This is a genomic window from Erwinia sp., assembly GCF_049696395.1.
Lineage (GTDB): Bacteria > Pseudomonadota > Gammaproteobacteria > Enterobacterales > Enterobacteriaceae > Erwinia.
Genome location: NZ_JBAVTT010000049.1, coordinates 23,075 through 45,713, shown reverse-complemented (window position 1 = coordinate 45,713; position 22,639 = coordinate 23,075). Strand labels below are relative to the sequence as shown.

Genomic DNA, 22,639 nt, shown 5'->3' with positions numbered 1-22,639 from the left:
CATTCCGCCCTTTTCGTTTCATCAGTCAGTCAAGGCAGGATGATCCCTGCCTTACCTCTCTCTGTTTATTCTTCAGCTTCCACTTCAGCCTGTTCACGCTGCAACTTATAATACTCCGCTGTAGACAGAGCCAGCGGCGTTTTACCCCGGATCAGATCCGCCATTTTCTCAGCAATCATTACCGTTGGCGCATTCAGGTTACCGGTGGTGATCTGCGGCATGATTGATGCATCCACCACACGCAGGTTCTGCATGCCGTGCACGCGACCTTGCGCATCCACTACGGCCATCTCATCGTTACCCATTGCGCAACTGCCGCACGGGTGATACGCCGTCTCTGCGTGATCACGGATAAAGGTATCGATATCTTCATCGCTCTGCACATGTGCGCCGGGCTGGATCTCTTCGCCACAGTATTCAGCAAGCGCCTGCTGCTGCATGATTTCACGCGTCAGACGCACGGCATTGCGGAACTCTTCCCAGTCGCGCTCTTCAGACATGTAGTTGAAGAAAATCGACGGCGCAGCGTACGGATGTTTTGAAGTCAGCTTCACACGGCCACGGCTCATTGAGCGCATTGGGCCAACGTGGGCCTGGAAACCGTGCTCTTTCACCGGGCTACTGCCGTTGTAGTTAATGGCTACTGGCAGGAAGTGATATTGCAGATCCGGCCAATCTGGCTTGTCATCACTGCGGATAAAACCCCCGGCTTCAAACTGGTTGCTGGCGCCGATGCCGGTGCCGTTAAACAGCCACTCTGCGCCGATGGCAGGCTGGTTCCACCACTGCAGTGACGGATACAGGCTGACCGGCTTTTTGCAGCGGAACTGCATATAGACTTCCAGGTGATCCTGCAAGTTACGGCCTACGCCTGGCAGAGGGTGAACGACATCGATATCCAGCTCGCGCAGCCACTCTTCCGGGCCAACGCCGGAACGTTGAAGGATCTGGGGAGAAGCAATGGCACCCGCGCAAAGCAGGACTTCACGCGTGGCTTCAGCCTGCTCTTCTTTGCCGTTGCGTAACCAGCAAACACCGGTGGCCGTTTTGCCGCTAAACAGAATGCGGTCAGTCTGCGCATGGGTGACGATAGTCAGGTTTGAACGCTGTTTCGCTACGTCCAGATAGCCTCTTGCCGTGCTTGAACGGCGGCCCTGAGCGGTAACAGTGCGATCCATTGGGCCGAAACCATCCTGACGATAACCGTTCAGGTCATCAGTCTCATGGTGACCAGCCTGAGTTGCCGCATCAATGAAGGCACGGAACAACGGGTTATTGCCTGCTTTCGGCGTGGTCACGCTGAGATACCCTTCGCTGCCGTGATAATCGTTTTCACCGATATCGCGTTTTTCTGCCTTACGGAAGTACGGCAGGCAGTTCAGATAGGACCAGTTTTCCAGACCTTTTTTGCTGGCCCAGTTGTCGTAGTCCATCGCGTTACCGCGGATGTAGCACATGCCGTTGATCAGTGAAGAGCCACCCAGACCTTTGCCGCGTCCACATTCCATGCGGCGGTTGTTCATCTTCGGCTCAGGATCGGTTTCAAACGCCCAGTTATAACGTTTCCCCTGCAGCGGGTAAGCCAAAGCGGCTGGCATTTGGGTACGGAAGTCCCAGCGGTGATCTTTCCCGCCCGCTTCCAGTAAAAGTACCGATACGTCAGCATCCTCAGTCAGTCGCGTGGCCAGTACGTTACCTGCTGAACCTGCGCCAATAATAATATAATCAAATTTCTGCATTAAACCTCCAGACAGCCGCGACGGAAAAGCCGCGGCAAAAAAATCAGTATGCGAAAAAATCGGTCCTGCGCATCAGAATGCGGAAGGATACTCACCCATCTCAATCAGGATGGATTTGGTGCGCGTGTAGTGGTGCAGCGTTTCCAGTCCGTTTTCACGGCCCACGCCAGACTGCTTATAGCCTCCAACAGGCATTGGTGCTGGTGATTCGCCCCAGGTATTGACCCAGCAAATCCCGGCTTCCATCTGATGGATTACACGGTGCGCACGGTTCAGAGAAGTGGTAAAGATCCCTGCGGCCAGACCGTATTCGGTGTTATTGGCGCGGTCGATCACTTCCTGCTCGTCGTCAAAGACCAGCACACTCATCACCGGACCAAAGATCTCTTCCTGCACGATACGCATCTCGTCGGTGCAGTCAGTAAAGACCGTGGCTTCTACGTAGCAACCTTTGGCAAATGCACCGTCAGTCATACGTGAACCGCCTGCCAGTACACGAGCGCCCTCTTCTTTACCAATGTTAAGGTAAGAGACGACTTTCTGGCAGTGCCCTTCACTGACCAGCGGCCCAAAGTTAACGTCTGGGTCGAGCGGGTCACCGGCTTTGATTCCGGCCATTTTTTCCTGCAGGCGCTTTTCAAACGCTGGCAGCAGGGAGCGATGAACAAATACGCGCGTGCCGTTGGTACACACCTGACCGCTGCTGTAGAAGTTGGCCATCATTGCGCCGTCAACTGCGCGCTCAAGTTCGGCATCTTCAAACACAATCAGCGGAGATTTCCCGCCCAGCTCCATGGTGACAGACTTGAGGTTAGCCAGCGCAGCATCAGCCATCACGCGTTTGCCGGTTTTTACTTCACCGGTGAAAGAGACTTTGGCAATTTTAGGATGCTGGCTCAGCCCCTGACCTACCGCGCCTGCGCCCTGAACCACGTTGAAGACGCCATCCGGCAGGCCTGCTTCGGTGAAGATTTTTGCCAGTTCCAGCACGCTCAACGGCGTGACTTCACTGGGTTTGAAGATCATCGCGTTACCGGTAGCCAGCGCAGGTGCACTTTTCCACAGGGCAATCTGAATCGGGTAGTTCCATGCGCCAATCCCGGCGCAAACGCCCAGCGGCTCACGGCGGGTATAGACCAGTGCGCTGTCACGCAGTGGAATGGACTCACCTTCTACAGCCACAGCCAGACCAGCGTAATACTCCAGTACGTCAGCCCCGGTCACGATATCTACCGCAGCCGTTTCGCTGATCGGTTTACCGGTATCCGCTGTTTCCAGTTCGGCCAGCTGTTGGTTACGTTCACGCAGCAGCGCAACCGCTTTAAGCAGCACACGGCTACGTTCAACCGGCGTATAGCCACGCCAGATGCGCTGACCAGCTTCAGCTGAAGCCACAGCACGGTCAATATCCTGTTGGCTGGCAGAGGTGATTTCAGCCAGCACTTCGCCATTGGCGGGATTGATGGTGGTGAATGTTTCGCCATGACCGGGTTCTTCACGGCCATTGATATAAAGTCCACGGCGTTGCATATCTGCCATGCATCCTCCTTTGGGGGGTTAGTGTGCTGCGGTTTTTAGCCACAACGCGAGATTTTGATAACAAAGCGCACGGGCATTTTCTACGCCGTGTGCCATGGGTTGTGGCGCTAACGTCATACGTAGCCACAAACCGTCAATCAGTGCCGCCAGGCTGGCACCAGCATGGCGGGCCTGCTCTTTCGGTAACACTCTGGCGAACTGTGCCGCCAGATTCGAATAGAGCCGGCGGTCGTTAATACGCTGCAACCTTTGCAAATCTGGCTGATGAAGGCTGTTTGTCCAGAAAGCCAACCAGGTTTTCAACACCGGCCCGGCAATCTGCGAGACGTCAAAGTTGCCATCAATAATGGCGCGAATCTGCGACGCCGGCTGGTCATCCGCCACTTTACGATGATGTTCGACGGCCAGATACAAGTCGGAAAGAATCTGGCGCATGCAGGCGTCCAGCAACCCGTTCTTGTCGCCAAAATAGTGGCTGACAATTCCGGTTGAGACCCCAGCCTCTTTGGCAATCAGAGCCAGACTGGCATCGGCCAGCCCTACTCGATCGATTACCGTCAGGGTTGCGCGGATCAGTTGCGCCTGACGGATGGCTTTCATTCCCACTTTTGGCATCGTGCTTCATCGGTTTTAGCTATTGAATGAGAGTGATTATAGACTTTTTATATTGAACGTTCAATCAATAAAAAAGAAGAGGGGCTTGAGCGGGTCGGTTTACTGAATGTCAGTATTCTCACATTTCGGCCCAAAAGGGCAGAAATCGGAAAATAATCCGCGAATTCAGCTGTGAAGCGGGTCGACAGGGAACAAAGTTAATTTTCAACACTTAATATGTGATTTTAAAGTGATCTAAATCACATTCAGCGCGTCAACTTGCGCTAAAATCAGGTTATTCAGCGCTTTTAAGTCCGTACGACTTTTTAAGACTGACTAAATAGTGATTAATTTTGCCTGAATAATCATCAACAACAGATTGCGCTATATTCGTGGTTGAAGTCGGTTACTCCACCAACTGGATAAACTTGCGTCTTATTTAAGTTGTTTATTCCATTAAAAAAACATCCATCAGCGTATTCATCCTTTATACGGTCATTAACTTGCCGTTAACACTTAATGCCCGCTTTCAGGCGACATTTGAAAAAACACTTGCCTGACGTGGCTCGATCGGCGAAATTAATCGCCGCTTTTCCACTCTTATAACCATGCGGCGAATGCCCACCTTGAATGACGACGACTTATTTTCTTTGTCGAATCAGGATACGAACTTCAGAGGTATCAGTGTCAACTGCAAACAAACAACCCGAGGCAAGCAGCCTCAATGCGTTCAAGCAACCTAAATCGTTCTATCTGATCTTCTCCGTAGAACTGTGGGAACGCTTCGGTTATTACGGCCTGCAAGGCATTATGGCCGTCTACCTGGTGAAACAGCTGGGAATGTCAGAAGCCGACTCGATCACCCTGTTCTCTTCTTTCAGTGCGCTGGTTTACGGTCTGGTTGCCGTCGGCGGCTGGCTGGGCGATAAAGTACTGGGAACAAAACGCGTTATCGTTTTAGGTACGCTGGTACTGGCTCTGGGGTATGGGCTGGTCGCCTGGTCCGGCCACGATGTGAGTATGGTGTACATCGGCATGGCAACCATTGCCGTCGGTAACGGCCTGTTCAAAGCGAACCCGTCTGCTCTGCTCTCCACTTGCTATGACAAAGACGACCCACGCCTGGACGGTGCCTTCACCATGTATTACATGGCGATCAACATCGGCTCCTTCTTCTCTATGCTTGCCACACCTTGGCTGGCTGCGAAATTTGGCTGGAGCGTAGCGTTCTCTCTGTCGTTTATCGGCATGCTGCTAACGCTGGTGAACTTTATGATGTTCCGCAAGTGGGTGAAGAATTACGGGTCTAAACCTGACTTCCAGCCTCTGCATATGGGCAAACTGCTGGCTACGCTGGTTGGTGTGGCCGCACTGGTGGTGCTGGCGACCTGGTTGCTGCATAACCAGGGCATCGCACGCCTGGTGCTGGGGGTGATTGCTGCCGGTATCGTGGTGATTTTCGCCAAAGAAGCGTTTGCCATGCAAGGTGCTGCGCGTCGTAAGATGATCGTGGCCTTTATGCTGATGCTTGAAGCCGTGGTGTTCTTCGTGCTCTATATGCAGATGCCAACGTCCCTCAACTTCTTTGCCATCCGCAACGTTGAGCACAGCATTCTGGGCATTGCGTTTGAACCTGAGCAGTTCCAGGCGCTGAACCCGTTCTGGATTATGATTTTCAGTCCGATCCTGGCCGCTATCTATAACAAGATGGGCGATCGCATGCCAATGCCGCACAAGTTCGCGCTGGGGATGATCCTCTGTTCTGCTGCGTTCCTGGTGCTGCCGATGGGCGCGAAATTTGCCAACCAGCTGGGCATCGTCTCCGTGAACTGGCTAATCCTCAGCTACGCGCTGCAAAGCGTTGGCGAACTGATGATTTCTGGTTTGGGTCTGGCGATGGTGGCACAGCTGGTGCCACAGCGTCTGATGGGCTTCATTATGGGTTCCTGGTTCCTGACCACCGCTGGCGCAGCGATGATTGCCGGTAAAGTGGCGAACCTGATGGCGGTACCGGAAAATATCACTGACCCGCTGCAATCTCTGCACGTGTACGGTGATGTGTTCCTGCAGATTGGTCTGGCGACCGGTGTGATTGCCATTCTGATGCTGCTGACAGCGCCTAAACTGAACCGCATGACTCAGGACGAACAGCCTGAGCTGAAGGCAGCCAAAGCCTAAAACAACGTGGTTAAGCGAACAAGGGCGACGGTATGTCGCCCTTTTTACTGCCTGCTATCCGGCGGCAAGGGAAGAGTCGGCAAACTCCGCCTTCAGTCCTGAAGGGGAAAACAGCTGGCGAAGACGAGTGATATGTTCAATGTCGACCTGCCAGTAACGCTCTGTCAGTCCCTGCGGCTGTGCCTGCCAGTCAATTTCTGCCCTCCCCTGAATATGCAACGCCGATCCCTGATGAAAATCCATCAGCAACAGTGCACATTTCGGTTCAACCAGCAGATTGCCCAGCGTGTTCATATAGCGGTTACCACTGTAATCAGGGAGGCATAATTTGCCCTGCTGTAAGCGGATAAAGCCGGGAACACCACCACGATGTGAGATGTCCACTCCGCCAACCCCGTTCTCGCGCCGGGCATAACTGGCGACAAACAAGGTATCTGTGGCGGCAATCAAATAACGCGCATCGGCATCAAGTGCGGGTAAATGCTCGACGTCCACCTTCGCCTTGCGCCCCTCTGCGGGCAAATCCCGCCGCTGGATATACTTTGGACAGTTGCCAAAACTCTCCAGCACACGGATGCTGAGATGCCGATTGCTTACCGATTCCACCGTGCCATTTACCCGGTTACGTCTTCTGTTGGAGAAGTCGATGCCCAGTCCACCAACCGGCATCCCTGGCTTAAGCGCGGGTAACAACGGCGCCTCAGTGATCGAAGCGAGCGCGATGTTGAGTCTTGAACCGTCATCGCTGTGCAGAAATCCAGCGGTTCCCTGAAGCAGCATAGCCACAGGGAACCCCTTTTCATCCAGAGCCGACAGATAGAACGCTGTCAGCCCGGCATAAAATTGCCGATGCTGATCGGGCATGATCGGGTAGACAGCCGCCCGCACGCCATCGTAGCCAGCCTTCTGTTGCGCCAGTCTTTCGCCAGGGTGAAACATGATTAGCCAGCCTCAGGTAGGGGTTGTGGAGGCAGCCCGACAAATCCTGGCAGAGCCTCAACCTGCTGTATCCAACGTTGTATTGCCGGATAGGGCGTCAAGGTAATGCCACCTTCCGGTGCACAAGCTACGTAGGCGTAGCAGGCCAGGTCAGCCAGCGTAGCCTGTTCGCCCACCAGCCAGCGCCTGTCGCTGAGGTGCTGCTCCATCTGTGGCAAAAATTTTGCGGCCACACTTTTGGCTGAGTCATAGTTCTCCGGCGTGGAAAACTGCTTTATCAGCCTGGCAGAAGCCACACCATAACGGATCTCACCGGCGGCTTTTGCCAGCCACTGATGCACCTGCACTTCCTGTTGCAGATCCTTCGGCAACCACTGGCTGTCTGGCGCATAGCGCTTCACCAGCCAGATCAGGATCGCATTGCTGTCGACGATCGCCTTACTCTCATCGACCAGCACCGGCACCTGACCAAAAGGATTCACTGCCAGGAATTCGGGCGTTTTACGTTCTTCTGCTCCTGCCTGCCTCTCTTCAAAGGGCAACCCGAGCAACGTCAGCAGGAGTTTGACACGGTGGCCGTGGCCGGAAAGTGGCGTGCTATACAAAGTCAGTGCAGTCATAAGTCTCTCCTCTAGGGTTTCATTCAGCTTACTCTTGCGATAAACGAGGGAAAACCTGCAATATGGCAATTCATAATTTCGCTTACCGGAACAATCATGGACAAACTGGATGAGCTTGAGGTGTTTGTTGCGGTGGTTCAGCAAGGCAGCCTGGCTGGAGCTGCGCGTAAACTTCGCCGTTCCCCGCCTGCCATTACCCGCGCGCTGGCTTCGCTGGAGAACCGCTTTGCCGCCAGTCTGATTGAGCGAACCACCAGGCATCTTTCACCAACGCCTGCTGGCTTGATGCTTTTTGAGCGCGCTAAAGCCCTGTTAGGCGACTATCAACTGGCAATTCAGGACTCGGCACGCACCCAATTGACCGGCCTGTTACGCATAACGACACCCGTTCAGTTTGGCAGAAAGCATATTGCCCCGCTGGTGATGCAGTTTCTGCAGCGCTATCCCGATATTCAGATTGAGCTGCTGCTGAACGACAGTTATCAGGATTTGATCGAACAGGGGCTGGATATGGCGGTTCGCATTGGTCAACTGCGCGACTCTTCGCTGGTCGCCGTTGAAGTCGGCAGCGTACAGCGCATTGTGTTAGCCAGCCCGGATTACCTGGCAAAAGCAGGCACGCCCTGCTCACCAGCCGAATTAGCCAGCCACCAGCTTATTGCCGGTACGTCGATCAGTTCCAGTAAAGAGTGGCGTTTTGGCCCAACGGAAAATCAGGAACGCGTGCGGATCCAACCGGTCATGATGGTGAATGAAGTGGAGACACAGCTGATTGCTGCGCGTGCAGGCAAAGGGATCACCCGGCTGCTTTCTTATCAAGCGTTTGAAGATCTGCAACAGGGGCTGCTTTGTGAGGTGTTGGCTGCTTATCGGCCGCCAGCCTTGCCGGTGCAACTGGTCACGCAGAATCTGAAATACATGCCCGCAAGAGTACGTGCATTCTGGGATCTGGCTCGCGAGACGCTTCCGGCGCTGAGCTGTTTTGTCAGCGAAACCTGAGTCAGGACAAAAATCAGCCAGTTTGTTTGCGGAAGTGCGCCGTCAGACGCTGACTTTTTCGCCAGCGACCAGTAAGCTGAAGAGATCTTTCGCTACTGAGCTAAAGGAGCACGCATGAAACTGTATTATAAACCCGGCGCCTGTTCGCTATCGCCGCATATCATCCTGCAGGAGTCAGGCCTCGATTTTACGTTGATCGCCGTCGATCTCCAGAGCAAGAAAACCGAGCAGCAGGAAGATTATCTGCTGACCAATCCAAAAGGCCAGGTTCCGGCCCTGCTGCTGGATGATGGCACGGTCCTGACAGAAGGCGTGGCTATCGTTCAGTATCTTGCCGACCTGAAACCTGACCGGCATCTTCTGGCCCCGACCGGCTGCCTGACTCGCTATCAAACGGTGGAGTGGCTTAACTTTATTGCCACGGAACTGCATAAAACCTTCAGCCCTTTGTTCGGCTCTGCCACCCCGGAAGAGTATAAAGCTCAGCTGCGTGAGAAACTGCATGGCAAGTTCAGCTGGGTGGATCAGCAGCTTGAGGGAAAACAGTGGCTGATGGGGAGTAAGTTCAGCGTGGCGGATGCGTATCTGTTTACGGTCATGCGCTGGGCAAAAGCCATTAAGCTGGATCTTTCAGGGTTTGACGAGCTGGAGGCCTGGTTTAAGCGAGTGGCAGAACGCCCGGCTGTAGAAGCGGCGCTGAAGGCAGAAGGGCTTTAGAGTAGCAGGTTGTTGCTTGAATTTTCCCTCAGCCACCGCGGCTGAGGGAAGAGAGGATTAGAGCTTCATCGCCCCAAAATGCTGCTGTGGATTAGCAATAGCGTCCTGAGCCGCAACCAGTTGCAGCTCATACTCGCCCATCTCGTGCGTTTTCAGCATCACCTCATACACTGCAGCAGTGATATGTTCCAGCGCCTCGCGCAGAGATTTTCCCTGCAAGATATCCACCAGCAACAAGCCGCTGGTCAAATCGCCCACGCCAACCGGCTGACGTACGCCAAAATCCACCAACGGACGACTGATATGCCAGGCTTCCTCTGCGGTGACCAGCAGCATCTCGAAACGATCGCTGCGCTGGCCAGCCCTTGCCAGATGCTTGATCAGCACGATTTTGGGACCCAAAGCAATCAGCTCGCGGGCGGTGGCAACCGCTTCTTCAACATTGTTCACCGCGTGGCCGCTCAGGATTTCAAGCTCAATCAGGTTCGGTGCAATAATATCGCTGGCTGGCAGGGCAACTTTGGTGTGGAACTCCGCCACGCCAGGCGCGACGATACAGCCTTTTTCAGGGTGCCCCATCACCGGATCGCAGAAGTACAAAGCCTCTGGATTAGCGGCTTTCACCAGGCGAACGATCTCCATAATCTGCTCGCCCTGCTCTTCTGACCCCAGATAGCCGCTCAGCACCGCATCGCAAGTCTTCAGCCGATCGATTTCGGCAATCCCTTTCACAATCTCGGTCAGATGCGTGGCGGGCATCACCATGCCTGCCCATTTGCCGTACTGAGTGTGATTAGAAAACTGGACAGTGTTCAGCGGCCAAACGTTTGCGCCCATGCGACGCATAGGAAATTCGGAAGCGCTGTTTCCGGCATGACCAAAAACGGTATGAGACTGAATAGAAAGTATGTTTTTCATCGCGAAACCTGAGACTTGCCAAAAAATAAAGGCCGGACAAGCCGGCCTGATTAACGTTATTTTATTACTTCCAGACGATCAGACAGTAGTTCTTCTTCCCGCGACGCAGCAGCGTATAACGGTCAAACAGACGATCGGCCTCGGCAAAGGTGTATTCAGCGCTTAACTGCTGTTCACCGTTGAGGCTTACCGCTTTGGATTCAATCAGTTTACGAGCCTGACCACGCGAAGGAGCCAGATCGCCGTCCACCATCGCCTGCTGAAGATCCTGGCCGCGCTCCAGCGCGACAAACGGGATGCCGTCTTGTGCCAGCTGCTCGAAGTCTGCTTCAGTCATTTCGCTTAACGAGCCGGAGAACAGGCTTTTTGTGATACGTTCTGCCGCAGCCAGACCTTCTTCACCGTGAACCAGTCGGGTGACCAACTCCGCCAGCACATACTGCGCGCGAGGTGCTTTACCGCTGTTTTTGTCTTCTTCTTCCAGCGCGTTAATCTCTTCCAGGCTCATAAACGTGAAGAACTTCAGGAAGCGATACACATCCGCATCAGCGGTGTTGATCCAGAACTGGTAGAACTTGTACGGGCTGGTTTTGCTGGCATCCAGCCAGACTGCGCCCCCTTCGGTTTTGCCGAATTTGGTGCCGTCCGATTTGGTGATCAACGGCACAGTCAGGCCAAAGACCTGATTCTGGTGCAGGCGACGAGTCAGGTCGATGCCAGAAGTGATGTTGCCCCACTGGTCAGAGCCGCCAATCTGCAGTGACACGCCGTGACGCTCATTCAGGCAGGCAAAGTCATAACCTTGCAGCAGGTTGTAGGAGAACTCGGTGAACGAAATGCCCTGGTCGTCACGGTTCAGACGCTGCTTCACCGCTTCTTTATTGATCATCTGATTGACGGAGAAGTGCTTGCCGATATCACGCAGGAAGGTCAGCACGTTCATATTGCCAAACCAGTCGTAATTATTGGCGGCAATGGCGCTGTTATCACCGCAGTCAAAGTCGAGGAACGGAGCAACCTGGTGACGAATTTTCTCAACCCATTCACCTACAGTTTCACTGGTGTTGAGCTTACGCTCATCAGCTTTAAAGCTTGGATCACCTATCAGACCTGTTGCTCCGCCAACCAGCGCGACCGGGCGGTGACCGGCGTCCTGGAAGCGTTTCAGGCAGAGTAACGGCACCAGATGGCCCAAATGCAAGCTGTCGGCAGTGGGATCGAAACCGCAATACAGCGCGATTGGCCCTTGCGCCAGTCGTTCTGCTAATGCGTCTTCATCCGTTACCTGGGCTATCAACCCACGCTCTTGCAATTGTTTGATCAGGTTACTGCTGGCCATCTGTGACTCCATGTTGAAAAGTCTGCACCTTAGCTGGTACACAGCTTTCCGCTAGTTCGCGGAAGAAAAAATAAGGCATATAGAATAAAGCGCTGACGCACTCTGTGCCAGCGCTTAAGGGGATTATTTAGCGGAATTACGGGGCCAGGCGGTCGATTTTCCAGCCATCGGCTTCACGTTGGTAGAAAAAGCGGTCGTGGAGGCGATGTTCGCCGCCCTGCCAGAACTCCATTGAGTCAATTTTGATGCGGTAACCGCCCCAGAAACTGGGCAAGGGAACTTCACCCTGCTGGAACTTCTGCTTCAGCTCGAGGAATTTGCCTTCCAGCACGCCTCTGGCGGAAATACGGCTGGACTGTTTCGAGACCCAGGCACCGATCTGGCTTTCACGTGGGCGGCTGTGGAAGTATTTCAGCACGTCAATCATCGACAGCTTTTCGACTGTGCCAAGCACCATCACCTGACGCTCGAGCATATGCCAGGGAAACAGCAGGCTGATGCGCGGATTTGCTTCCAGATGATGCGCTTTACGGCTGCCGAGGTTGGTGTAAAACACCATCCCGCGCGGGTCGAAATGCTTCAACAACACAATGCGCTGGTAGGGCTGGCCCAACTCGTCCACGGTCGCCACACTCATCGCCGTAGGATCCGGCAACTGCGCTTCTACCGCCTGACCAAGCCAGTGCTCAAACAGCGCAAGAGGATCGGCAGGCAGATCGTTACGGCGCAGGCCGCCACGGGTATATTCACGGCGCAGATGGGCAATCTGCTGCAGGTTATCACTCTCGTTCATCGCTCAGGCTTCTGCTGACAGGGGAAGGCACATAGTGCGCCTGATCCCGATGGGTTTCAACGGCTTAACTGGCGTTCAGACGACAGTCATTAATGATGATTTTGTCGTTACGCTCGATAAATGCGCCGTCACCTTTCGACCAGAAAACATATTTTCCGTCACTATAGCGCGCACCATCTGCGGCAACCTGCTGTTTTAACGTCAGCGGATTGCCATCAAGAATAAGGTTAACCTCCTGACGCGCATTATCAAGGCTGACCGTTAACGGTAAAGTGCCGCAGGTGTAATGCAGGGTTTTCAGCGGTTCCGGCTCGCTATGGAAATAGCTGCATCCTGATAACAGCGCAACGGTGGTCATTAACAGAATTCGTTTCATCTTCTCTCCTGAGAACAGTATTTAGCGGTAACGGCCAGGGTTGGCGGGATAGATTGCCCCGAGAACTGATGCTTCGCTGGCCCCCGTTACCGAAGGTAAATTGCCGGGCAGACCGGAAAGAGTGCGATAAGCCAACCAGGCGAAGGCCAACGCTTCCATATCATCCCCGCTGATACCGGCTTCATCAGTGGTGCCAACTTCGGTGCCCGCCAGCAATGATGCCAGGCGGGACATCAGCAGCAGGTTCCGGCTGCCGCCACCGCAAACTAATAACTTTTCGCAGCCACCACTCAACATCACCTGTTCGGCAATGGTTTTGGCTGTCAGTTCCACCAGCGTAGCCTGAACATCCTGAGGAGAAAGGCCAGGGAAAGTTGAGAGCTGTTGCTCAACCCAACTCATATTGAAGTATTCACGGCCAGTGGATTTTGGCGCAGGCAGGGCAAACCAGGGATCGGCCAGCATCTGTTGCAGCAATGGCAGGACAACCTTGCCCTGGCGAGCCCATTCGCCGTCTTTGTCATAACTCTGCTGCTGATGCCGCCAGATCCACGAGTCCAGCAGCATATTGCCAGGGCCGGTGTCATACCCGCCAATGGGTTTGCCAGGAATTAACAGCGACAGATTGGCAATGCCGCCGATATTCAGCACCATACGACGTTCTTCAGGGTGCATCAGTATGGCCTGGTGGAAGGCCGGAACCAGGGGTGCGCCCTGCCCACCTAATGCCATATCACGGCGGCGAAAATCGCCGACAACAGTGATGCCCGTGGCGGCGACGATCTGGTTATTATCGCCAATTTGTAGCGTGTTGGGTGCATCACCCTGCGGCTCGTGCCAGACGGTTTGCCCGTGGCAACCAATGGCGGTGATATCTTCGCGCTCCAGACCTTCACGCTGGATTAACGTCTGGATGGCTTCAGCGAATAGCCTTCCTAACTGCGTATCAATCTGACCCAACTGCGACAGCGTTAATGATTGCCCCTGACAGATGGATAAAATTGCCTCGCGCAAGGAAGCTGGCATCGGATGACAGTAACTGGCTTGTTGCGCCACCATCTGCTCATCTATCGCCGCCAGCACCACGTCAATGCCATCCAGGCTGGTTCCGGACATAACGCCGATATAACGTCCTGATCTCATGGTTTCGCCCTTGCTTTAGGTGTAAAAAGGATCCTGGTTATAGCCTCGCAAAATTAACCAGACAATTCTATGATTAACTAGCCATTATTGGAGCTTACAGCGTTTTCTGGTGCTGTTTAGTCAATTTTGCAGCCGATTGAGTCGGGGTTTATCTTTTCTGCGGTAAACTCAGCTCAGCAGTTTTTTTCCCCGGAACCCTGGCTTGTAACATATAATTACCCTATTGGTTGCTGCACAGCTGACCGCAGCACATGGATAACTAAGGAGTTTTGACAATGATTAAGCGCTTATTAATCGTGGCACTGACCGGCGTGACTTTGGCAGGATGCTCCAACACTGACACGCTTTCTGGCGATGTTTACAGCGCCTCAGAAGCCAAGCAGGTGCAGAACGTGACCTACGGAACGCTGGTTTCAGTTCGCCCGGTACAAATCCAGGGCGGCGATGAGAGTAATGTGATCGGCGCAATCGGCGGTGCCGTGCTGGGTGGCTTCCTGGGTAACACCGTTGGCGGCGGTACAGGACGCAGTCTGGCAACCGCAGCTGGCGCAGTGGCCGGTGGTGTAGCGGGTCAGGGTGTACAGGGAGCGGTCAATAAATCGCAGGGTGTGGAGCTGGAAATCCGTAAGGATGATGGCAACACCATCATGGTGGTTCAGAAGCAAGCGGCCAGCCGTTATGCTGTTGGTCAGCGAGTGACCATGGCCTCAAATGGCAGCCAGGTCACCGTTTCACCGCGCTAAGCGATAAAAAAAACCGGCAATTGCCGGTTTTTTTATTCATCCCGATGTTGCAGCTCGAGAATGTTTTTTTCCAGACGGGCGATCAGCGTCACCATCTTGTCTATCTCACTTTGTGAGATACCAGACAGAATGTCATCTCGGGTCGCATCGATAACATGCTCAACCTGAGTGATAACCGGTGCCGCTTCTACCGTCAGTTTGATGCGTTTTGCACGGCGGTCGCTTGCGCAAGTTGTCCGGGTTATCAGCCCCTTCTCTTCCAGTTGGTCCAGCGTACGAACCAGTGAAGGCTGCTCGATGCCAATCGCTTTAGCCAGTTGGATCTGAGATTGATCCGGTGGCAACTGATGAATGTTGTGCAGTGTAACCCAATGAGTTTGGGTCAGTTCCAGCGGTTTAAGGCGTTGGTCAATCAATGACCGCCAGATACGTACCAATCGTGAAAGGTCTGATCCTAAAGGGGTATCCAATTTCATCTCCTTATAATTAGCTTGCTAGCTATTATGCCTCATTTTAGACTATTCTGCGAGTTTACAGGACAAAATACAAATTCATCCGTCATGAAACGTATTGATTACCCGGCGCGCCGCAAACGGCCAGGCAAGAAGGATTTCCCCCGTGGATAACGCACATTTTTCATCTTCATCACCGCTGACCGATTTAGTGTTCGGAGCTTCCGTCTATTTTCCACCGCTTTTTAAAGCCGTGCTGTTGGGCTTTTTCATCTGGTTGTTGCTACACCCGCTGCTGCGAGGCTGGATCTATTCTGGTGAAATCTGGCACCCCACGCTGGTAGACCTCTCCCTTTTTATTCTCTGCGTCAGCGCTTCGCTGTGGCTGCTTATCTCCTGGTGATCGCATGAAATTCAGCACGTTAAAATATTTTTCCACGGTCATTTTCTTTGCTGCTGCCCTGTGCGCCGGGTGGTGGCTGTGGAACTACTATATGCAGTCACCCTGGACCAGAGATGGCAAAGTCCGCGCCGAACTGGTCAATATCACGCCGCAGGTTTCTGGTCGCATTGAGCAACTGCTGGTCAAAGATAACCAGTTTGTTAGCAAAGGCACCAGACTACTGGTGCTGGATGATGACCCCTTTCGCATAGCGGTGTTAAATGCTCAATCGCAATTAGCTAAGGCGCAATCTGACTTAGTGAAAGCGCAGCATGAAGCGCGTCGTCGTCAGAGCCTGCCACGCAACGTTATTTCTGCGGAGGATCTGGATGCCGCTAATCTTACGGCGAAAGGGATGGATGCCGCAGCCAAAGCGGCTCAGGCAGAGCTGGACCAGGCCAACTGGAACCTGTCACAAACTCAGATTACCGCACCAACAGATGGCTGGATCAGTAATCTGGTGGTGCGCCCTGGAAACTACGCCACCAGCGGCACGCCGGTTTTCGCTCTGGTAGACAGTCACTCGTTTTACGTGATGGGCTATTTCGAAGAGACCAAGTTGCGACATATCCGGCCGGGGTATAAAGCCTCCATCCGCTTGTACAGCGACAATCGTGAACTGCAGGGCGAGGTGGAAAGTATTGGCCGCGCTATCTACGACCAGAGCGTTGAAACGGATAGCGGCCTGGTGCCCGATATCAAACCGAATGTTCCGTGGGTAAGGCTTGCTCAGCGCGTTCCGGTGCGTATCCGTTTGACTGACGTTCCCCAAGATCTGCCGCTGGTTGCGGGCACCACCTGCACCGTTTCCATCCAGCCATGAACCTCAGCTGGCTGGATTGGCAAAATCTGCCGTGGATCAAAGCAACTGCCGGGCAGTGGCGTTATGCCTTACGTAACGCCATCGCTATGTGTCTGGCATTGAGCATCGCTTATGGTCTGCAACTGGATGAACCCTACTGGGCGATGACCTCGGCGGCTGTGGTCAGCTTTCCTACCGTTGGTGGAGTGATCAGTAAAAGTCTCGGCCGTATTGCCGGAAGCCTGCTGGGTGCCAGCGCCGCGTTGCTGATCGCCGGCCACACGCTGAATGAACCCTGGCTGTTTGCCGTAGCCATGTCCGCCTGGCTGGCGCTCTGTACCTGGATTGCCAACCATTATCAAAATAATGTGGCTTATGCCTTTTCGCTGGCCGGCTATACCGCCGCCATCATTGCCTTCACCACGGTCAATATTACCGACGTTAACGATTTGTGGGATATCACTCAGGCGAGGGTGTGCGAGGTGATTTCAGGGATTTTGTGCGGCGGGCTGATGATGATGATCCTGCCCAGCACGTCAGACGGCGATGCGCTGATCAACTCGTTGAAAGAGATGCACACCAGGCTGCTGGAACATGCCGGTTTGTTGCTGCAAAAGGAAACCACGGATAATGTACGCAGCGCTCACGAGGGCGTGATCAGCCAGATCCTGACCATGAACCTGCTGCGTATTCAGGCGTTCTGGAGCCATTATCGCTTCAGGCGGCAGAACAATGTGCTCAATTATGTGCTGCATCAGCAGCTGCGCATGACCAGCGTCATCTCCAGCCTTCGCCGCATGTTATTGAACTGGCCTGACCCGCCTGAAGTGCTTTTCACAGCGATGCATGAATTGCTTAGCGAACTGGCGAAAAGTGACTGTAACAAATACCGCCTGGCGCAAATACTTAGCGCGGCGGCTCCTCAGGATAAAGACGATTACCGCCATCAGGCATTCTGGCATCGGTTGCGTTACTTCTGCTGGATGTACCTGAATATCAGCCGCTGGCTGCGACAGTTTGAACGGGCAGATGCCGACACCAGCCTGTCGCCGCCTGCAGTCCCTGCCCTTGCCCGCCATACGGACAGCGCTGAAGCCAGCTGGAGCGCACTGCGCACTTTCGTCGTCATCCTGCTTGGCTGTGCGTTTACTCTTACCACGCAATGGGATTCCGGAGACGCGGCCATCACTCTGGCGGCGATAAGCTGCGTGCTTTATTCCTCCGTGCCTTCACCTACCAGCAGCGTTTCCCTGCTGATCAAAACGCTGCTGCTGCTCTCCGTCTTCAGCTTCATCATCAAATTTGGTTTGATGGTGCAGGTCAGCGTGCTGTGGCAGTTTTTGATTTTCTTGTTTCCCCTGCTAATCACTTTGCAGCTGTTTAAATTGCAGCAAAAGAAACGGGCCAGCCTGTGGGCTCAGCTGATTGTGTTTGGCGGATCTTTTCTCGCCGTGACCAATCCGCCCACTTACGATTACCAGACCTTCCTGAATGACAATATCGCCAAGGTTTGCGGCGTAATGCTGGCATGGTTGGCTTTCCAGATCCTGCGTCCCAGTTCAGATAAACGCCGGAGTCGCCGCCATATCAGAGCACTGCGTCGGGAGTTTCTCGACCAGCTCAGCCGCCGACCTCACTTCAGCCAGAGCAGTTTTGAGTCGTTGATCTATCACCGCATCAACCAGCTCAATAACAGCCGTGACGATCAGGCCAGGCTGTGGTTATTACGCTGGGGTGTAGTGTTACTTAACTGTTCGCATATCGTCTGGCAGCTCAGGGAGTGGACCACCGATTCTGCCACGCTGGCCACTCTACGTGATGCCACGCTGCGGGATTTACAGCGGATTATCAGCGAGCGCGGCATTCATCATAGCTCGCTGACAGCAACGCTGGATGAACTGCAGGATAGGGTGACCACGCTGGCAGCAGAAGGCGGAGCAAGAGAAACTGAACTGGCGGGGATTATCTGGCGACTCTTCTGTTCTTTATCGCAACTTCAGCAAGCGCTACCTGAAGAAGCTCGCGCCTCAGCCACTGCATAAGAAGGTCGGCTACTCCCAACCTAAAACAGCGTGGGTTGTTCTGGCTCATCTGGCAGATCCACTTTTCCTGCCCGTTGCAGGCGCAGGAAACGCTGACGGCAGAGGCGTATAACCTCCCGTTTTTGCGCATCGGTAAATTTCATCCAGTTGAATCGTTCATCACGACTGCGCAGGCAGCCGCGACAATATCCGCGCTGGTCTGACTGGCAAATCCCCCGACAGGGACTTGGCACCGGGAAAAACTCAAGTTGTTCTGCCACTGCCCCTCCTGTTGGATTCAATAGTCTCTATTGAAGATCGGTTCTCTGTTGTCTGCAAGTTTGTCAGCTGTTTTTTGTTCTCCTTCTGTCAACACTCAGGCTACTTTCCTGATTATGCTGACGGATGCCCTGAAGCATCGCGCTTTGCGGTTAAGGTTTCACTAAGGTTACAACGCTAAGATCAGGGCAGACTGATTAGCAGAAAATGAGCGATGACAGCCCGATTAAAGTTACACTGTAACGAAGGCAGCATGACCCTTTACGCTGCGCTTTTCTTTACCTTTATTATTAATTCCCTGTTTCTCAAGCGAGTTTGGGAAAGCCTCTCCTATAGGGATTTGCATGATTATCTTTTTGCCGCAAGCTTACCTGTGGTGCTTTTTAGTGGCTTCCTGTTCTTTTTTAGCCTGACCGCTGTGCCCTGGTTGCGTAAGCCGCTGCTGATCCTTTTGCTGTTTTCCAGCGCCGCGGCAAACTACGCCAGTTTCACTATGGGTGATTTGCCATGGGTGGTCTTTTCAGCGCTGATCCCTGCGGTATTCATTGCTGTGGTCACCATTCAAACTACTCGTCCGTGGTGGATGAATATGGCCTTCCGTGCCGTAATAGCGTTGGGCTCTCTGGTGCTTGTCCTGTTGGTTGCAGCCCTGTTTTACCGGGATTACGCCAGTCTGGTTCGCAACGATCAAAACCTGATTATGATGATCACGCCAGCCAATGTGATCAGCAATGTTGAACGCTACGCCGAACACCACTGGTTTACTGACGACCGTTTGCCCCCTGCTGCGGCCAAAGAGCCCTGAACTCTTTTAAGAGATGAGCAGATTGTGCCGGCCGTGATGAAGCCGATTTGAACCAGACCGATCGGTCTGTTACTCTGTCCACCATGAAAACGACCCGCTTCGACACCAGAGAACATATCCTGCTTACCGGCGAACAGTTGTGCGTACAGCGCGGCTTCAACGGCATGGGATTGATCGAGTTGTTGAAGGTGGCTGAGGTGCCAAAAGGATCGTTTTACCACTACTTCCCTTCGAAAGAGGCGTTTGGAGTAGCGATGCTTGAGCGTTATTTTGCCGTTTATCATCAACGTCTTCAGGCGTTTCTGGATGATCATCAAGGCAATCAGCGTCAACGTATCCTCGACTATTACCAGCAATCGTTGAATACTTTCTGTCAGGAAAGTTCCTTCGCAGGGTGTTTATCCGTAAAACTGTCAGCAGAGGTCTGCGATCTGTCTGAACCGATGCGCATCGCACTTGATGCCGGTTCAAAAGCACTGATCGCCACGCTAAAACAGGCTATCGAACGTGGCACGCAACAAGGGACGCTGACTCTGGTCAACTCCTCTGAAGCCTGTGCACAAAATCTTTATATGCTGTGGCTGGGTGCCAGTCTGCAAAGTAAAATCTCCCGTGATACTTCGCCGCTGGCGAATGCGTGGCAGGAGATGACGCGGATGCTTCCAGAACCACATTAAAAAAAAACACTATGACTAGTCGACCGGTCTACCAGGAGTAAGTAATGGAATTGAAGAAGCTTTTTACCCCGTTAAAATTGGGTGCGATCACCGTTCCGAACCGCGTTTTTATGGCGCCACTCACCCGCCTGCGTAGCATTGAGCCGGGTGATGTCCCTACGCCGTTAATGGCTGAATATTACCGTCAACGTGCCAGTGCCGGATTGATCATCTCTGAAGCGACGCAAGTTTCCGCTCAGGCAAAAGGGTACGCCGGTGCGCCGGGTCTGCACTCTTCCGAACAGATTGCTGCCTGGAAGGCGATCAATGCCGGTATCCATCAGGATGGCGGCCACAGCGCCGTCCAGCTGTGGCACACAGGTCGAATTTCACATACCAGCGTGCAGCCAGAAGGCAAAGCGCCAGTCTCTTCTTCAGCCATCAATGCAGAAACCCGCACATCGCTGCGTGATGAGCAAGGCCAGGCTATTCGTGAAGCCACTTCCACGCCACGCGCCCTTGAGCTGGATGAGATTGCTGGCGTAGTAGCGGATTTCCGCCAGGCCGTAGAGAATGCCCGTGAAGCCGATTTCGACCTGGTTGAACTGCACTCTGCCCACGGTTACTTAATCCACCAGTTCCTGTCACCGGCTTCTAACCAGCGTACTGATAGCTATGGCGGCAGCGTTGAGAACCGCACGCGCTTCGCACTGGAAGTTGTTGATGCTGCAATTGCAGGCTGGAGCGCAGACCGCATCGGTATCCGTATTTCTCCGCTGGGCCCGTTTAACGGCCTGGACAACGGTGAAGATCAGGAAGCCGCAGCGCTGTATTACATCGCTGAACTGGCGAAACGTAACCTGGCCTTCCTGCACATCTCCGAGCCAGACTGGGCGGGCGGCAAGCCTTACACTGAAGCCTTCCGTAAAGCGATCCGCGCGGCTTATCCGGGTGTGATTGTCGGTGCTGGTGCTTACACGGCTGAAAAAGCGGAAGACCTGATTGAAAAAGGTCTGGTCGATGCGGCTGCGTTTGGCCGCGTTTACATCGCTAACCCGGATCTGGTTGAGCGCCTGCGTGAAAATGCCCCGTTGAATGACCCTCGCCCTGAGCTGTTCTACGGCGGTGGCGCTGAAGGCTACACTGATTACCCAACCCTGGCTGGCTGAGACCAGACTGGGTGTTGAAACAGGCTGCGCATCGCGCGGCCTTTTCTTTCGTTGTGGCAAGCTGATGAATTTCCCGGCAGACAGAGCCTTCTGATTACCCAGCTGGCAAATCATCGCTATACTTATTTTTTCCCCCCGTTATCGGATGATGACGTTTTTTACCAAGAGGATGTTATGCGCTTACTTCACACCATGCTTCGCGTTGGCGATCTGCAGCGTTCCGTTGATTTTTATACCAAAGTGCTGGGTATGCGCCTGCTGCGTACCAGTGAAAACAGCGAATATAAATACACTCTGGCGTTTGTGGGCTACACCGATGAGAGCGAAGGCGCTGTTATCGAGCTGACCTATAACTGGGGCGTAGACAGTTACAACCTGGGTGATGCTTACGGCCACGTTGCGCTGGGCGTTGATGACGTTGCAGCTACCTGCGATCGTATTCGTAAAGATGGCGGCAATGTGACTCGTGAAGCTGGCCCGGTTAAAGGCGGCACCACCATCATCGCCTTCGTCGAAGATCCGGACGGCTACAAGATTGAGCTGATTGAGAACAAGCACGCTGGCCACGGCCTGGGTGATTAATGCTCCGGGGTGCCATTATGGCACCCTTCTTCCCCCTTCCCCTGCTGCATCTCGTGGTGAAATTTGCCATAATGCGCGCTGCATTTTTTCGCCAATGAGATCCCGATGTCTGAATCGAACGAACTGAACGCCCTCAGCAGCCGTTTTCGCGGTTTTTATCCGGTAGTAATTGATGTGGAAACCGCCGGGTTTGATGCGAAGACCAACGCCTTACTGGAAGTGGCCGCCGTTACCCTGAAAATGGATGAGAATGGCTGGCTGGAGAAGGATGAAACGCTGCATTTCCACGTTGAGCCGTTTGAAGGTTCCATTCTGCAACCTGAAGCATTGGCTTTTAACGGTATCGATCCGTCGAACCCGCTTCGCGGTGCGGTCAGTGAATATGATGCCCTGCACGCTATATTTAAATTAGTGCGTAAGGGAATTAAAGATCACGGCTGTAATCGCGCCATTATGGTGGCGCACAATGCGACCTTCGACCTGAATTTCACCAATGCCGCCGCCGAGCGCGCGGGATTGAAGCGTAACCCTTTCCATCCTTTCGTCACGTTTGATACGGCAGCACTGAGTGGACTGGTGCTGGGTCAAACCGTGCTGGCAAAAGCCTGCGCCGCAGCGGGAATGGCCTTTGACAGCAGCCAGGCACATTCCGCGCTTTACGATACCGTGCAGACGGCTGACCTGTTCTGTGAACTGGTAAACCGCTGGAAACGTCTGGGCGGCTGGCCGCTGCCGATCGCCGAAGAAAGCTAGCCTGCTAACTTTCAGCCATACTCTGCTGGCCTGGTGTGGAG

At 53.7% G+C, this 22,639-nt stretch carries 24 protein-coding genes; 12 read left to right on the top strand and 12 right to left on the bottom strand.

The features are described 5' to 3' along the window. Positions 1-65: 65 nt before the first annotated feature. From betA to betI, 3 genes are all read right to left on the bottom strand, one after another. Complete coding sequence (gene betA, locus WCC56_RS07000) at positions 66-1,739, bottom strand: choline dehydrogenase (protein ID WP_424691684.1); 1,674 nt, start codon at positions 1,737-1,739, stop codon at positions 66-68. Between the two features lie 72 nt (positions 1,740-1,811). Further along, positions 1,812-3,269, bottom strand: a complete 1,458-nt coding sequence (gene betB / locus WCC56_RS06995; RefSeq protein WP_424691708.1) for a betaine-aldehyde dehydrogenase — start codon at positions 3,267-3,269, stop codon at positions 1,812-1,814. Between the two features lie 27 nt (positions 3,270-3,296). Next, a complete protein-coding gene (gene betI / locus WCC56_RS06990) occupies positions 3,297-3,893 on the bottom strand; it encodes a transcriptional regulator BetI (protein WP_424691683.1) in 597 nt (198 codons plus the stop codon). Positions 3,894-4,556: 663 nt separating this feature from the next. On the opposite strand from betI, the gene dtpA reads away from it, so the two are divergent. Then, positions 4,557-6,050 carry a dipeptide/tripeptide permease DtpA gene (gene dtpA, locus WCC56_RS06985; RefSeq protein ID WP_424691682.1) on the top strand — a complete coding sequence of 498 codons (1,494 nt, stop codon included), beginning with the start codon at positions 4,557-4,559 and terminating at the stop codon, positions 6,048-6,050. Between the two features lie 54 nt (positions 6,051-6,104). Here dtpA and WCC56_RS06980 read toward each other — a convergent pair whose 3' ends face one another. Together WCC56_RS06980 and WCC56_RS06975 are read right to left on the bottom strand one after the other, a co-directional pair. Further along, positions 6,105-6,989 (bottom strand): pyridoxamine 5'-phosphate oxidase family protein, encoded by an 885-nt coding sequence (locus WCC56_RS06980; protein ID WP_424691681.1) that lies wholly within the window; start codon positions 6,987-6,989, stop codon positions 6,105-6,107. 2 nt (positions 6,990-6,991) lie between these two features. After that, positions 6,992-7,609: a glutathione S-transferase gene (locus WCC56_RS06975; RefSeq protein WP_424691680.1), complete on the bottom strand. Its 618-nt coding sequence runs from the start codon at positions 7,607-7,609 to the stop codon at positions 6,992-6,994. Positions 7,610-7,705: 96 nt separating this feature from the next. Between WCC56_RS06975 and WCC56_RS06970 the strand changes: the two genes are divergently transcribed. Both WCC56_RS06970 and gstA read left to right on the top strand, forming a co-directional pair. Further along, complete coding sequence (locus WCC56_RS06970; protein WP_424691679.1) at positions 7,706-8,608, top strand: LysR family transcriptional regulator; 903 nt, start codon at positions 7,706-7,708, stop codon at positions 8,606-8,608. Positions 8,609-8,722: 114 nt separating this feature from the next. Then, positions 8,723-9,325 (top strand): glutathione transferase GstA, encoded by a 603-nt coding sequence (gene gstA, locus WCC56_RS06965; RefSeq protein WP_424691678.1) that lies wholly within the window; start codon positions 8,723-8,725, stop codon positions 9,323-9,325. 57 nt (positions 9,326-9,382) lie between these two features. Here gstA and pdxY read toward each other — a convergent pair whose 3' ends face one another. From pdxY to anmK, 5 genes are all read right to left on the bottom strand, one after another. Further along, the gene (pdxY, locus tag WCC56_RS06960; RefSeq protein ID WP_424691677.1) at positions 9,383-10,243 is read right to left on the bottom strand and encodes a pyridoxal kinase PdxY; all 861 of its coding nucleotides are present in this window, start codon (positions 10,241-10,243) and stop codon (positions 9,383-9,385) included. A 64-nt stretch (positions 10,244-10,307) separates the two neighbouring features. Beyond that, the gene (gene tyrS / locus WCC56_RS06955; RefSeq protein WP_424691676.1) at positions 10,308-11,582 is read right to left on the bottom strand and encodes a tyrosine--tRNA ligase; all 1,275 of its coding nucleotides are present in this window, start codon (positions 11,580-11,582) and stop codon (positions 10,308-10,310) included. A 136-nt stretch (positions 11,583-11,718) separates the two neighbouring features. After that, positions 11,719-12,375, bottom strand: a complete 657-nt coding sequence (gene pdxH / locus WCC56_RS06950; RefSeq protein WP_424691675.1) for a pyridoxamine 5'-phosphate oxidase — start codon at positions 12,373-12,375, stop codon at positions 11,719-11,721. Positions 12,376-12,439: 64 nt separating this feature from the next. Then, positions 12,440-12,751 (bottom strand): MliC family protein, encoded by a 312-nt coding sequence (locus WCC56_RS06945; protein WP_424691674.1) that lies wholly within the window; start codon positions 12,749-12,751, stop codon positions 12,440-12,442. A gap of 21 nt (positions 12,752-12,772) precedes the next feature. Next, entirely contained in the window at positions 12,773-13,894 is a 1,122-nt protein-coding gene (anmK, locus tag WCC56_RS06940; protein ID WP_424691673.1) for an anhydro-N-acetylmuramic acid kinase, read from the bottom strand. Positions 13,895-14,169: 275 nt separating this feature from the next. Here anmK and slyB point away from each other — a divergent pair, with 275 nt between their 5' ends. Further along, the gene (slyB, locus tag WCC56_RS06935; RefSeq protein WP_424691672.1) at positions 14,170-14,637 is read left to right on the top strand and encodes an outer membrane lipoprotein SlyB; all 468 of its coding nucleotides are present in this window, start codon (positions 14,170-14,172) and stop codon (positions 14,635-14,637) included. Positions 14,638-14,669: 32 nt separating this feature from the next. Here slyB and slyA read toward each other — a convergent pair whose 3' ends face one another. Further along, on the bottom strand, positions 14,670-15,113 hold the full coding sequence (slyA, locus tag WCC56_RS06930; protein ID WP_424691671.1) for a transcriptional regulator SlyA: 444 nt from the start codon (positions 15,111-15,113) through the stop codon (positions 14,670-14,672). Positions 15,114-15,255: 142 nt separating this feature from the next. On the opposite strand from slyA, the gene WCC56_RS06925 reads away from it, so the two are divergent. From WCC56_RS06925 to WCC56_RS06915, 3 genes are read left to right on the top strand one after another with little or no spacing between them, the layout of a single operon-like run. Further along, positions 15,256-15,492, top strand: a complete 237-nt coding sequence (locus tag WCC56_RS06925) for a DUF1656 domain-containing protein (RefSeq protein ID WP_424691670.1) — start codon at positions 15,256-15,258, stop codon at positions 15,490-15,492. A 4-nt stretch (positions 15,493-15,496) separates the two neighbouring features. Further along, on the top strand, positions 15,497-16,354 hold the full coding sequence (locus WCC56_RS06920) for an efflux RND transporter periplasmic adaptor subunit (RefSeq protein WP_424691669.1): 858 nt from the start codon (positions 15,497-15,499) through the stop codon (positions 16,352-16,354). Beyond that, complete coding sequence (locus tag WCC56_RS06915) at positions 16,351-18,375, top strand: FUSC family protein (protein ID WP_424691668.1); 2,025 nt, start codon at positions 16,351-16,353, stop codon at positions 18,373-18,375. The genes WCC56_RS06920 and WCC56_RS06915 overlap by 4 nt, the downstream gene beginning before the upstream one ends. 20 nt (positions 18,376-18,395) lie before the next feature. Here the strand turns inward: WCC56_RS06915 and WCC56_RS06910 are convergent, their stop codons facing one another. Then, entirely contained in the window at positions 18,396-18,635 is a 240-nt protein-coding gene (locus WCC56_RS06910) for a DUF1289 domain-containing protein (RefSeq protein WP_424691667.1), read from the bottom strand. 251 nt (positions 18,636-18,886) lie between these two features. On the opposite strand from WCC56_RS06910, the gene WCC56_RS06905 reads away from it, so the two are divergent. From WCC56_RS06905 to rnt, 5 genes are all read left to right on the top strand, one after another. After that, positions 18,887-19,438, top strand: a complete 552-nt coding sequence (locus WCC56_RS06905; RefSeq protein WP_424691666.1) for a phosphoethanolamine transferase domain-containing protein — start codon at positions 18,887-18,889, stop codon at positions 19,436-19,438. Positions 19,439-19,521: 83 nt separating this feature from the next. Beyond that, positions 19,522-20,115, top strand: a complete 594-nt coding sequence (locus tag WCC56_RS06900; protein ID WP_424691707.1) for a TetR/AcrR family transcriptional regulator — start codon at positions 19,522-19,524, stop codon at positions 20,113-20,115. A 44-nt stretch (positions 20,116-20,159) separates the two neighbouring features. Next, the gene (locus WCC56_RS06895; RefSeq protein WP_424691665.1) at positions 20,160-21,263 is read left to right on the top strand and encodes an alkene reductase; all 1,104 of its coding nucleotides are present in this window, start codon (positions 20,160-20,162) and stop codon (positions 21,261-21,263) included. A gap of 174 nt (positions 21,264-21,437) precedes the next feature. Beyond that, the gene (gene gloA / locus WCC56_RS06890; protein WP_424691664.1) at positions 21,438-21,845 is read left to right on the top strand and encodes a lactoylglutathione lyase; all 408 of its coding nucleotides are present in this window, start codon (positions 21,438-21,440) and stop codon (positions 21,843-21,845) included. Between the two features lie 105 nt (positions 21,846-21,950). Further along, entirely contained in the window at positions 21,951-22,598 is a 648-nt protein-coding gene (gene rnt / locus WCC56_RS06885) for a ribonuclease T (protein WP_424691663.1), read from the top strand. The last annotated feature ends 41 nt before the right edge of the window (positions 22,599-22,639 follow it).